The sequence below is a fragment of the Sinomicrobium oceani genome (assembly GCF_900119185.1).
Taxonomy (GTDB): Bacteria; Bacteroidota; Bacteroidia; order Flavobacteriales; family Flavobacteriaceae; genus Sinomicrobium; species Sinomicrobium oceani.
Genome location: NZ_FPJE01000001.1, coordinates 159,319 through 170,509 on the forward strand (window position 1 = coordinate 159,319; position 11,191 = coordinate 170,509).

14 protein-coding genes are annotated in these 11,191 nt (G+C 44.7%); 3 read left to right on the forward strand and 11 right to left on the reverse strand.

The genetic code is table 11. The features are described 5' to 3' along the window. Positions 1–3 precede the first annotated feature (3 nt). The 8 genes from BT112_RS00700 to BT112_RS00735 form a co-directional block, all read right to left on the reverse strand. Positions 4–285 (reverse strand): Rdx family protein, encoded by a 282-nt coding sequence (locus BT112_RS00700; RefSeq protein ID WP_072315375.1) that lies wholly within the window; start codon positions 283–285, stop codon positions 4–6. 25 nt (positions 286–310) lie between these two features. Continuing rightward, positions 311–1,357 (reverse strand): endonuclease/exonuclease/phosphatase family protein, encoded by a 1,047-nt coding sequence (locus tag BT112_RS00705; protein ID WP_072315376.1) that lies wholly within the window; start codon positions 1,355–1,357, stop codon positions 311–313. A gap of 55 nt (positions 1,358–1,412) precedes the next feature. Further along, positions 1,413–2,291 carry a rhomboid family intramembrane serine protease gene (locus tag BT112_RS00710; protein WP_072315377.1) on the reverse strand — a complete coding sequence of 293 codons (879 nt, stop codon included), beginning with the start codon at positions 2,289–2,291 and terminating at the stop codon, positions 1,413–1,415. Positions 2,292–2,386: 95 nt separating this feature from the next. Further along, on the reverse strand, positions 2,387–3,130 hold the full coding sequence (locus BT112_RS00715) for a rhomboid family intramembrane serine protease (RefSeq protein ID WP_072315378.1): 744 nt from the start codon (positions 3,128–3,130) through the stop codon (positions 2,387–2,389). After that, positions 3,131–5,065: a DNA mismatch repair endonuclease MutL gene (gene mutL / locus BT112_RS00720; RefSeq protein ID WP_072315379.1), complete on the reverse strand. Its 1,935-nt coding sequence runs from the start codon at positions 5,063–5,065 to the stop codon at positions 3,131–3,133. Continuing rightward, positions 5,065–5,355 carry a riboflavin synthase subunit beta gene (locus BT112_RS00725; RefSeq protein ID WP_072315380.1) on the reverse strand — a complete coding sequence of 97 codons (291 nt, stop codon included), beginning with the start codon at positions 5,353–5,355 and terminating at the stop codon, positions 5,065–5,067. The genes mutL and BT112_RS00725 overlap by 1 nt, the downstream gene beginning before the upstream one ends. A 146-nt stretch (positions 5,356–5,501) precedes the next feature. Continuing rightward, positions 5,502–5,984 (reverse strand): 6,7-dimethyl-8-ribityllumazine synthase, encoded by a 483-nt coding sequence (ribH, locus tag BT112_RS00730; protein ID WP_072315381.1) that lies wholly within the window; start codon positions 5,982–5,984, stop codon positions 5,502–5,504. Positions 5,985–5,988: 4 nt separating this feature from the next. Beyond that, on the reverse strand, positions 5,989–6,753 hold the full coding sequence (locus BT112_RS00735) for a tetratricopeptide repeat protein (protein ID WP_072315382.1): 765 nt from the start codon (positions 6,751–6,753) through the stop codon (positions 5,989–5,991). A gap of 133 nt (positions 6,754–6,886) precedes the next feature. Between BT112_RS00735 and recF the strand changes: the two genes are divergently transcribed. The 3 genes from recF (at position 6,887) to BT112_RS00750 (ending at position 8,793) form a co-directional block, all read left to right on the forward strand. Further along, complete coding sequence (recF, locus tag BT112_RS00740) at positions 6,887–7,963, forward strand: DNA replication/repair protein RecF (protein WP_072315383.1); 1,077 nt, start codon at positions 6,887–6,889, stop codon at positions 7,961–7,963. Beyond that, positions 7,960–8,412 carry a hypothetical protein gene (locus BT112_RS00745; RefSeq protein WP_072315384.1) on the forward strand — a complete coding sequence of 151 codons (453 nt, stop codon included), beginning with the start codon at positions 7,960–7,962 and terminating at the stop codon, positions 8,410–8,412. Before recF ends, BT112_RS00745 begins: the two co-directional genes overlap by 4 nt. Before the next feature lie 84 nt (positions 8,413–8,496). Continuing rightward, the gene (locus BT112_RS00750) at positions 8,497–8,793 is read left to right on the forward strand and encodes a DciA family protein (protein ID WP_072315385.1); all 297 of its coding nucleotides are present in this window, start codon (positions 8,497–8,499) and stop codon (positions 8,791–8,793) included. Positions 8,794–8,882: 89 nt separating this feature from the next. On the opposite strand, the gene BT112_RS00755 is transcribed toward BT112_RS00750, so the two are convergent. The 3 genes from BT112_RS00755 to BT112_RS00765 all read right to left on the reverse strand — a co-directional run bounded on the left by BT112_RS00755 (position 8,883) and on the right by BT112_RS00765 (position 11,110). Continuing rightward, positions 8,883–9,302: a nucleoside-diphosphate kinase gene (locus BT112_RS00755; RefSeq protein WP_072315386.1), complete on the reverse strand. Its 420-nt coding sequence runs from the start codon at positions 9,300–9,302 to the stop codon at positions 8,883–8,885. Positions 9,303–9,421: 119 nt separating this feature from the next. Beyond that, positions 9,422–9,688, reverse strand: coding sequence for a carboxypeptidase-like regulatory domain-containing protein (locus BT112_RS00760; RefSeq protein ID WP_139275908.1), 267 nt, complete (start codon positions 9,686–9,688; stop codon positions 9,422–9,424). Positions 9,689–9,838: 150 nt separating this feature from the next. Continuing rightward, positions 9,839–11,110 (reverse strand): IgaA/UmoB family intracellular growth attenuator, encoded by a 1,272-nt coding sequence (locus BT112_RS00765; protein ID WP_072315388.1) that lies wholly within the window; start codon positions 11,108–11,110, stop codon positions 9,839–9,841. Positions 11,111–11,191 lie beyond the last annotated feature (81 nt).

The window sequence follows — 11,191 nt, forward strand, 5'->3', positions numbered from 1 at the left end:
CAATCAGGATTTATCGATATGCCCGAGGTCTTTATCCGGCTCTATACGATCGCGAAGCATTTGTTTTAATACTTTGATCTCTTCAAAACCACCGTGTCGCTTACGGTCAAAAAGCACTTCGTCATCCACGTAAATTCGGTACACCCCGGCAACCCGTCCCGGACGAAGGGCTACTTCCCCCAGATCTTCTTCAAAAGTAGACAAAAACTCCTGTGCCATATAAGCAGCACGGAGCAGCCAGCGGCATTTGGTACAATATTCGATGGTAACTCGTGGTTTTGGCATCACATGGTATTTTAAAAACAGTATGTTATTCCCCTTTCTTTTCGGGTGTCTTGCCGAACCGGATCTTTGCCATGACGGGATAGTGATCCGAAAGAAGTTCGGAATAATTTTTATGAGACAGGATCTCCATGTCGGGATCGGACAGAATAAAATCGATCCGCATCGGAAAATAATCAAAGTCATAAGAACGACCAAAACCACTCCCTTGCTCGATAAAAGAGTCTTTCATAGTACCCCGCACACGTTTGTACACATACGAAAAAGGCGTATTGTTAAAATCACCGGCGATAATCATCTTGTGTTTCGAGCCCTGCCGATGTTCGTCGAAAATCTCCACCTGGCGATGCTGTAAAGCAAAGGCATTTCCCATCCGTTTGAAAAGCATTTCCGGGTTTTCATCGGAAATATGCTCCTTACTCGGTACAATATGAAGGGATTCCAAATGAAGATTGTATATCCTCACCGTATCTTTTCCTTTGACAATATCTACATACAATGCATTGTTTCCTGTTTTGGGAAACTCCAGCGATCCCCGCTCTACTATAGGGTACTTGGAAAATACCGCCTGCCCGGTGCGGTTGTTTCTTGTGGTATATTTTATAAACTGGTACGGATAGTTCTTGTTGAATGCATCTTTCTGCGTATAATAAAACTCCTGCACACACAATACATCAGGCGCTTCCCTATCGATAAGCTCCACGATCTTCTCCGGAACATCATTATCCTTCAGCCATCCGTATGCATTGAATATACGCACATTATAGGTCATCAGTTTTATCCCGTCCTCCTCACTTTCGGAGCTTCCCGAAAGCCTGTACATAGCCCCTACATGCTTATAGCCGATAAGCAAAATAATGAGCGAAAGCATAAACTGCCTCTTCAATTGCACCAGCCAGTACAGCATAAAACCGATGTTAACGGCAATAAATACCGGAACCGTAAGACTAAGCACGGAAATCAGCGGAAACTGTTTCGGAAATACATAGGGCAGGATATAAGACAACAACAATAATACCGCGAAAAGGGTATTGAAAAAAAATATGATCTTATTGAAGAAACCCAGCTTTTTCATGGAAACCGTAAGGACATGGAGATTTTTTAATTGTTTACACTACCAAAAACACGGTCTAATCTTTACCTGCCTGGAATAAAAAGTCTTTTTCCGCCTTGGTCAGGCTTTCGTATCCGCTTTTACTGATCTTATCAAGTATTTTGTCTATCTGCTGCTGCCTGTTATCTTTATCCTCCGCGGTTATCTTTCCGGAAGCTGATGTGGTCCTGTTATTTCTATGCACCGTTTTTAACGGAGAATTCGACTTGCGTTTAAAAAGGTTCACCACAGCAGATACGGTACGCTCAAACCCCGAACCGATATCTCTTCCGTTGGTCAGGTTCCTGGCATAGATATAGCCGAGGAAAGCGCCACCGAGATGTGCAAGATGTCCCCCGGCATTGCTTATGGGGATCTGTATAAGATCGATGAGTACTACGGCCACCCCTACGTACCAGAGTTTGACATTGAACAGGAAAAACAAACGTACTTCCTGATAAGGCATATAGGTACAGATAAAGATCAGAACAGCCATTACTGCAGCCGAAGCCCCTATAAGCGAGGTACTGATCCCGGAAAATACGGGAAACAGGTTATAGCTCAGCATAAAAACCAGCCCTCCGGCCATTGCTCCGAGAAAATATACATTGAGAAAACGTCTTCCTCCGAAAAGGTTAAGAAATATCCTTCCGGAGAAGTATAGGAGTATCATATTCCAGAAAATATGCGAAAATCCGCCGTGAAAAAAGGCATACGATACAATAGACCACGGCTGGGTAATAAAATTACCGAAACTCATGGGCAATTCGAACCAGCGTACAAAAAAATCGGCAGGTAAGCGAAATAAGAATACGAGGAGTACATCGAGAATAAAGATCAGCACATTGATAACAATGAGCTTCTCCGCTACATTCAGGGCAGCGTATTTATACTTCAAATCATTGCCGATACTCATACTTACTGGAAAATTTAGACTTCTTTTTGCACCTGTTCAAATCTCAAAATCTATGCGCCGCTCTGTTCATACGGCTTTAAGGGAATGTATCCGGGTCAGTTCCACCTGTTGTTTTTGAACTGGTTTTTCTTCCAGTACCACATCATGATAAAACCGAACAATGCACCCCCAACGTGCGCAAAATGCGCTATACCTCCTCCGAAAAGCGAATACCCCGTAAACCCGGAGAAAAGGTCCAGCCCTATCAGGACCGGGATAAAATACTTGGCCTTGATGGGTATGGGAACAAAAATAAGAAACAATTCGGCATTGGGAAACATCATGGCAAAGGCCACCAGCACTCCGTAGATGGCTCCTGAAGCACCTACTGCCGGCTGTATATACGCTGCAAGCAAATTATCTATAGTTCCCTTAGGAGCAACCTGATACCAGTAATCATTATATTTTCCTTCCCGCAATAAGGCAAAAATATCTTCTTCCTTGATTCCCGCGTGCATCAGAGCCTTAAGACCTTCGTTAAACTGATAGTATCCCACACCCGTATGGATCAGCGCAGCCCCGAGACCCGCCGAAAAATAAAAAAACAGAAACTTATTACGTCCCCACATTTGTTCCAGGGGTGACCCGAAAGCCCACAATGCATACATATTAAAGAATATATGCATAAATCCGCCATGCATAAACATATGCGTGACTATCTGCCACAAACGGAAGTTTTCATTCCTGGGAAACCAGAGAGAAAACAATTCTATCATCTGATCGTGATACAACTGGGTTGCCACAAAAAACAACACGTTGATGATCAGCAAATGCTTTATAGCTTCGGTTACTCTGTACATCTATAAAAATTTTTTATCGAGGTCTTCTACGGTTATTGTTATATAAGTGGGCCTGTTAAACGGAGAAACGTTGGGCTCCTTACAGGCAAACAGGTCGTTGACCAGGGCTTCCTGTGAGGCCTCGTTCAGTATCTCTCCCGATCGCACGGCCAGGGTCTTACTCAGTGATTTGGCAAGCCGGTCGGTCTGCGAAAAACTACGGTCCGGGATCTCGTCTTTAAAATCGGCTATCAGCTGTTCCAGGATAATGCTCACCTCACTTTCCGAAACACTTGCCGGGATGCCGGTTATCGTAATTTCATCCCCTTCCAGCTTATCTATGGCAAAACCTATAAATTGCAGTGTGTCTTTCAACTCGTGCAGCAAAGCGACATCCGAAGACGAACAATACAGTACGATAGGGAACAGTAATTGCTGGCTTATACCTTCCTTAACGGTCATCTGTCTCAGAAATTGTTCGTACAATACGCGTTGGTGCGCACGGTACTGGTCGATAATCACCATACCGGATTTTATTGTCGTAACGATATATTTTTTGTGCAGTTGGTAAGTCGTTACGGAAGGTTCGCTGCCGGAACTTTCCTCGAAGAGCATGCCACTTTGCCGCACCTCCGATCCCATAACTTCTCCGGACTCTATTTCTACCGAACTGAAGTGATCCGTATCGCTTTTGTCGCGATCTCCCAGTCCGACATACAGGCTCTCCCAGTCTGCCGGCCTGCCCTGTCTTGCATTTTGTTGCCAGGAAGGCCGTCCTCCCCCGCTTCCGCTGCCGGAACCGGTTTGCGAATGGCCGGAAGAAAAAGTATTGCCCTGCGATTCTTCTTCACGGAAGGGATTAAAATCGGAATCCACCTCTATAGTCGGCACATGGACCGGTTTATTCTTGTAATCATAAGGTGTATCCAGCCCCCCGTCTTTATCAAAATCGAGGACCGGGGCAATATTAAACTGTCCCAGGCTGTGTTTTATAGCCGATCTCAGTATGGCATACAGCGTATGCTCATCATCAAATTTTATTTCGGTCTTGGTCGGATGGATATTGATATCCACCGTTGCAGGATTCACCTCCAGGTAAAGGAAATATCCCGGGTGTGCCTGCTCCCTGATGAGTCCTTCAAAAGCAGAAACCACCGCATGATGCAGGTATGGGCTTTTGATAAATCGATTATTGACGAAGAAAAACTGTTCTCCCCTGCTTTTTCGTGCATTTTCCGGCTTATAGACGAAGCCGGAAAGTTTTACCACCCCGGTCGTTTCACCGACGGGCACCAGCTTTTCATTAGTCTTATTTCCGAATATATTGACCACCCGTTGGCGGTAATTGGACGCAGGTAATGAAAACAGGTCATTACCGTTGTGGTACATGTCAAAATGGATATCGGGATGAGCAAGGGCTACACGTTGAAATTCATCGATCACATGACGGAGCTCTACCTGATTTGATTTCAAAAAGTTTCGTCGTGCCGGGATATTAAAAAACAGGTTCTTTACGGCGATAGAGGTTCCGTCTGCAGTGACGGCCACTTCCTGCTCCGTAATTTTACCTCCTTCTATACGGATTCTCGCCCCGACTTCTTCGTGATGCAGCTTGGTGTGCATTTCCACATGGGCAATAGCAGCTATGGATGCCAATGCTTCTCCCCGGAACCCTTTGGTTCCCAACTGAAAAAGATCTTCCGCCGAACGTATTTTGGAAGTGGCATGCCGCTCAAAACTGAGACGCGCATCGGTAGCACTCATTCCGGAACCGTTATCGACGACCTGTATAAGTGTTTTACCGGCATCTTTAACGATAAGTTTTATTTCGGTGGCCCCTGCATCTACGGCATTTTCTATAAGTTCCTTCACCACAGAAGCAGGCCTTTGTACAACCTCTCCTGCCGCAATCTGGTTAGCAACATGATCCGGTAAAAGCTGTATAATATCTGCCATTATATCTTAAAGGTGAATATGCTTAGGTCAAAATCGATGATAAAGAGAAAAAGGAGGATCAGGAGGATCACTATGATAAGTACGGTTCTGTTGGCTCTCCGGTCCGGATTGCTCTTCATATCGTCCAGGGCACTGTTTATTTTATTTTTGATCCCTTTACTGTCTCCCGTTGCCCTGCGGAACTGGTCGAACCTCCCTTCCATACGGAAAGGGCTCCCATCCTTATCTCCTTTGTAGTAACGAGGGGTGTAACTGAATTTTTTATTCTTTCGTGTCTTAAATACTCCCATAATTCTCTATCCCCCAAAATTACTGAAAATACTACAAAAATTTAAGAAGACAGGGATTTAATTTTTAAAACAACGAAGTCATACCGGCTGAAAAATACTACATTTCGCCCACCCGGTATTATGATTTTATAAGAGTACTGAAAGTTCTACTGTCCGAGCACGACCATTTTTATGGCCGCTATAGCTGCTTCTGTCCCCTTGTTGCCGTGTTTACCACCGCTACGTTCTACAGCCTGCTGCATGTTGTTGTCGGTAAGCACACAAAAGATCACGGGACGGTCGTAGCGCACATTCAGGTCTTTAATTCCCTGTGCTGTGGCACTACATACAAAATCGAAGTGTTTGGTCTCTCCCTGTATTACGCTGCCTATGGCTATAACGGCATCGACCTCTTGCTGTTCGAGCATTTTCTTGCACCCGAAGGTCAGTTCAAAACTTCCGGGCACATTCCACCGAACGATATTTTCGGGCAATGCCCCGCAATCGATCAACGCCTCCCGGGCGCCATTAAAAAGTCCTTCCGTAATGGTGTCGTTCCATTCCGAAACAACAATCCCAAACCGAAAGGGCTTCGCGCTTGGGATTGTTGTTTTATCGTAATGAGATAAGTTTTTGTTTTCGGTAGCCATATTTTTATTTCGAGCTTTCGAGCTTTCCGATGTATATATCTATGGTTCGTCCTTCTTCCGAATTGGGATATTCATCTTTCACACGGTTGAAATACTTCAGCGCTTTATCGTTCTTTCCGAGTTCCTGGGCCGTAATCCCTGCCTTAAAAAGAAATCTCGGTGTAGTAAATTCGTTTTTACTCGCCGCAAAAGCATCCTCGTAATACCCCAGTGCATCCTCCGGCTGATCGAGCTGCACAAAAGCATCGGCAATCCCTCCTTTGGCCAGCGGGCCGAGGATCGCATCTTTGGTCGAAAAATCCTGAAGATAGGTGATAGCTTCCTGGTATTTGTTCATGTTCAGGTATGCCATTCCTGCGCTGTAGTTTGCCAGGTTAGCAGCATCCGTCCCCTTGTATTTGTCTATGATATCGAGAAAACCGTACTTTCCTTCGGCACCTTTGAGGGCCAAGGTATAAAGCGAATCCTTATTGGTACCGTTTACAGCCTCGTTAAAATACTGCTGTGCAAAGAAAGACTCATTAGAGGCTTCGATATTCTTCGGTTTCTTTATAAATTCCTGGTAACCCAGAAATCCGAGGACCACCACCGCAACGATCCCGATACCTCCGAAAATATATTTCTGGTTACGGGCTACCCAGGCTTCTGTTCTCGAAGCTCCGGCATCCAACGATCCGAAAACCTCGGCCGTCGTGCTTTGCGTTTCTTCCAGTTCCTGTTCTTCTTTCTTATTTTGTGGTTTATATCCTCGTTTCTTGTACGTTGCCATCTTAAGACTTTATTTTGTGCCGCAAAAATATAATTTTTATTCATATATGAAAGGGTATTTATTCGATTATTTTGATTAGTTTAGGCAACTTTCAGGCAAGGTATACCAATACAGGCAATAGCTCAAAAAGGGAATGTTTTTAAAAAAATTATCTTTAGTTAACTATAAGAATTTCAGTACTGCGGATTTTGATTTTGATGAGAAGATCAACTGTTTTGTAGGAAACAACGGTATCGGAAAAACGAATGTGCTGGATGCTATTTACCACCTCTCTTTCGGAAAAAGCTACTTCAACCCCATCGCCCTTCAAAATATCAGGCACGGGGAAGACTTTTTTGTCATCGATGGCAGGTTCGAAAAAAACGGGCTGGAAGAGCATGTGATCTGCAGTCTTAAAAAAGGACAGAAGAAAACCATCAAACGGAACGGCAAGCCATACGACAAACTGTCGGATCATATCGGTATGCTTCCCCTCGTGATCATATCCCCGGCCGACCGGGACCTTATTACGGAAGGCAGCGAAACCCGCCGAAAGTTTATAGACAGTGTGATTTCGCAATCCGACAAAAATTATCTCAACCAGCTTATCTTCTATAACCGGGCGCTGACCCAGAGAAATTCGCTGTTGAAGTATTTTGCGCTGAATCACACTTACGATCACGATACCTTAGCTATATACAACGAGCAGTTGCACAATTACGGCACCGAGATTTTCCGGGTAAGGCAAGGTTTTTTAAAAGCCTTCATTCCTATTTTCACAGAACAATATAAGGCTATATCCGGTAATAGCGAACAGGTAAACATCGCTTACAGCAGTCAGCTTCTGGACGCCCCCCTGGAGGAACAGCTCCGGATTACCGTCAATAAAGACAAGGCCCTGCAATATACCAGTACGGGAGTACACCGGGATGATCTCAGTTTTGAGATCGAAGGGTTTCCGGTAAAAAAATTCGGGAGCCAGGGACAACAGAAATCCTTTCTCATCGCCCTGAAACTGGCCCAGTTCAACTTTATAAAAAAACAGGCCGGGGTAACACCGATATTGCTACTGGACGATATCTTTGACAAACTCGATGAAAACCGGGTGGCACAGATCGTAAAGCTGATGGATGAGAATTTCGGACAGCTCTTTATCAGCGATACCCATGCCGACCGAACGGAAGCCGTGGTCAGAGACACACATCAATCCTATAAAATATTCCGGTTATGAAGATCGTAAAATCATATAGTACCCAAATCACAAGGTTTTGCACCCTTATTGTTGTACTTTGGGGGTGTACCCCTTCGCCTGATTCACAATTAAAAGACCTCAACGGTTACTGGGAAATCGAGAAGGTGGAATTTCCGGATGGTACCGTCAAAGAATACGGGATCAATACCACCATAGATTATATAGAAACCACTACGGACAGCAGTGGTATCCGAAAAAAAATGCAACCCCGCCTGGATGGCGGTTATAATACCTCGGGAGACCAGGAAAATTTTGGCATCCTGATTAAAGAAGGGCATCTTTTCCTGGAATATCATACTCCGCTAAGTAGTTGGGAAGAAAAAGTAATCAAGGTTACCGAAGAAAGACTTATTCTTCGCAATACCGATAATTTGAACTACTTTTACAAACGGTTCGAGCCTATGAATCTGGACCTGAAAAACGATTAAACAACACCCCGGATATCCGGAAGGCTTCGAAGCCCGGATCTGGCGAAATACATCAAAAAAAAACAGTGTAACCACCACGCGGTAATGGCAAAACGAAATAGCGAACATATCTCTCTGTCAGATGCACTAAAAGCGTTTATCGAAGAAAACAGGCTGCAACCCGGCATGGATAAGATGAATGTCAGGGATGCCTGGAAGCAGCTTATGGGGAGCGGCATCAACAATTACACTTCGGATGTTCAGCTCAAGGGCGATACACTTTACGTAAGTCTGACATCTTCTGTGCTCCGTGAAGAACTCAGTTACGGGAAACAGAAAATACTGACCATGATCAACGAAGAACTCGGGAAAGAACTGGTAAAAAAACTGGTGTTACGCTAACAGAACTGTATAAAAAAACAGGAGGCATTCTTAATAAAAAACACTTCCTGTCTCTTTCTTTTCTTTTTCAGCTTAAAATTCCGGAAAGATTAGAATATCTCTCTTCCGGAAAAATGGAAAGCACCTTCGATAGCTGCATTTTCATCACTATCGGAACCGTGAACTGCGTTTTCTCCTATAGAAGCCGCATATAACTTACGGATAGTTCCTTCGGCAGCTTCGGCCGGATTGGTTGCACCGATCAGTGCACGGAAATCCTCAACCGCATTTTCTTTCTCCAGAATAGCTGCAACAATAGGTCCCCGGGTCATGAATTCCACAAGCTCCCCGAAAAAAGGACGCTCCCTGTGGATACCGTAAAACTCCTCTGCATCTCTTTTGCTGAGTTGCGTGTATTTCATCGCTACGATTTTAAATCCGGCAGCAGTGATCTTCTCTAAGATAGCCCCGATATGGCCGTTCTCAACCGCGTCGGGTTTAATCATGGTAAATGTTCTGTTTGTCGCCATTTGCTTCTTTAAAATTTTGTGCAAAGGTACTCCTTTACTCAGAAAGTACAAAGTTTAACGCAAGGTAGCCCTTCCTCGTCAAATCTTCTGCCCGGAAACAATGGTTTACCTTTCGCTTGTCACCTTTTTTTCTGCATGGGAATAACGATGGTGTCCCTCCGGTCGCGGGAAGACTTCCACTCTACTTCAGCTGGAACATACTCATCTTTCTCGACATGATATTTCAACCTGGGCCGGCAATTAAAACCGTTGGAAATCCTGTATCCTTCAAAATATCCCGTGCTGTCGGTTTCGCTGGCATACCGGATACTTTCCCGGTAATAGCTGGCACCTTCCAGAGGCTCTCCTGTGTTGGCATCGACGACCCTGCATTGCAGATATTGCATACAATCACAGGAAAAAAGACATAATATTACAACGGTCCCGAAACACAGGGTTTTCCACATTTTCCTTCACTTTTATTATTCTATAAATCGTTATACTCCCCTGCCCTATATTATTATAAACCGGGAGCCCGGATAACAATATACAAAAACTCAGAGGCCTTCCGGATAGATTATCCCGGAATAATATTTCTTTATTTTTTTCTTTCTTTCTTTATCCTTAGCGTATCCGTTCAGGGCCAGGGGAATATGTACCAGCAACAATAACACCCCGGAAATCACGAGGAACGAAGAGGCCATATATTCCCAGGCTTGCGCAAACGAATCGGCCGAAGCTCCCTGTATCCACCATTTGCTTTGCTGTATGCTTTCGGATATCCCGGAACTGAAAACCAGGGTCAGGACTATAGTAGCCGCTCCCACTATGGCCGCAGCTACATGTCGAAACCACTGGTCGGACGGAAACTTTTTCTCCTCTTCACCCAGAGACAGATGGGGTCCGAAACGCATCAGCCAACCATCTTTTGTTACTTCGGCATTTACCGGGTTTTTGCTGTAAGCCAGCATAAAAGGCAGCCAGTCCCGGTTATACTTCAGTTCGAGACTTCCCATACGTACTACCATACCTTCTATCTGAGAGGATGCATTGCTAAAATGAGCAAGGAATGTGGGAACGCCATGTAAAACCCGTACCGGGACAGGAGAAGGCCACTTCGGAGCCCGCCAGATCCTCCAGAGACAATACAGAAGAAGGACTCCACCCGAAATAACTCCCCAATGGGCATACTGTCCTAATACAGCACTAAGGCCCAGCATAAAAAAAGCTACCGAAAGCAATAAGGCTCCTCCCATACCAGCACCCGCTTTTTCCTGGCCTTCTATTTCCATGGGCGTTTGGTCGCGATTGGAAATAAGCCTTACTTCCGTACCTTCTTCATTCCCGCCCGGCAGTTTGCCGGTCTCCCCCTTCTCCATCTGTTCTTTGGTGTAAATACTATGTGACAGGGAATACCTGCCATTCAAGGAAAGTACTAACGGGTTCTTCTCCGTTTTAACCACCTCCGCCGTATTAATTTCCTGCACGTAATTAATCCCTTCATCCTCCAGGGTCACTTCGAGTCCGCCTACCATATTATGCCATTCCGTATTGTATCGCGTGGCGATCCCGTGGCGGGCAAACAGTCCTTTTATAATGTAAACATCATCCCCGGTACGTTTATAAAACTTTTTTCTGGGGCCTTTCTGTTGTTGCAAACGATCGAGAAGTTCACATTCTTCCGGGGTGAGTTTCCGGTAAAGTACCATTTCCTTTTCCGCTTCACGCGATGAAGAGCGGTCTTTAAAACGACGGGAAAAATAGATAATGGCACTGACCAGGGAATAGGTCAATACCCCGAATAACAACACATAATATAAGACATTCATTATTTTTATTCCTTAATGTATATTACAAACTTCAAAGTTTCCATGAACTTCTGCAATCCCAGAAAACAGGGATTTTCGGAA

Bases quoted from the DNA above. Each gene is read 5' to 3' on its own strand.
- BT112_RS00700 (WP_072315375.1), bottom strand. From the start codon at position 285: ATGCCAAAACCACGAGTTACCATCGAATATTGTACCAAATGCCGCTGG.
- BT112_RS00705 (WP_072315376.1), bottom strand. From the start codon at position 1,357: ATGAAAAAGCTGGGTTTCTTCAATAAGATCATATTTTTTTTCAATACC.
- BT112_RS00710 (WP_072315377.1), bottom strand. From the start codon at position 2,291: ATGAGTATCGGCAATGATTTGAAGTATAAATACGCTGCCCTGAATGTA.
- BT112_RS00715 (WP_072315378.1), bottom strand. From the start codon at position 3,130: ATGTACAGAGTAACCGAAGCTATAAAGCATTTGCTGATCATCAACGTG.
- mutL (WP_072315379.1), bottom strand. From the start codon at position 5,065: ATGGCAGATATTATACAGCTTTTACCGGATCATGTTGCTAACCAGATT.
- BT112_RS00725 (WP_072315380.1), bottom strand. From the start codon at position 5,355: ATGGGAGTATTTAAGACACGAAAGAATAAAAAATTCAGTTACACCCCT.
- ribH (WP_072315381.1), bottom strand. From the start codon at position 5,984: ATGGCTACCGAAAACAAAAACTTATCTCATTACGATAAAACAACAATC.
- BT112_RS00735 (WP_072315382.1), bottom strand. From the start codon at position 6,753: ATGGCAACGTACAAGAAACGAGGATATAAACCACAAAATAAGAAAGAA.
- recF (WP_072315383.1), top strand. From the start codon at position 6,887: ATGTTTTTAAAAAAATTATCTTTAGTTAACTATAAGAATTTCAGTACT.
- BT112_RS00745 (WP_072315384.1), top strand. From the start codon at position 7,960: ATGAAGATCGTAAAATCATATAGTACCCAAATCACAAGGTTTTGCACC.
- BT112_RS00750 (WP_072315385.1), top strand. From the start codon at position 8,497: ATGGCAAAACGAAATAGCGAACATATCTCTCTGTCAGATGCACTAAAA.
- BT112_RS00755 (WP_072315386.1), bottom strand. From the start codon at position 9,302: ATGGCGACAAACAGAACATTTACCATGATTAAACCCGACGCGGTTGAG.
- BT112_RS00760 (WP_139275908.1), bottom strand. From the start codon at position 9,688: ATGCAATATCTGCAATGCAGGGTCGTCGATGCCAACACAGGAGAGCCT.
- BT112_RS00765 (WP_072315388.1), bottom strand. From the start codon at position 11,110: ATGAATGTCTTATATTATGTGTTGTTATTCGGGGTATTGACCTATTCC.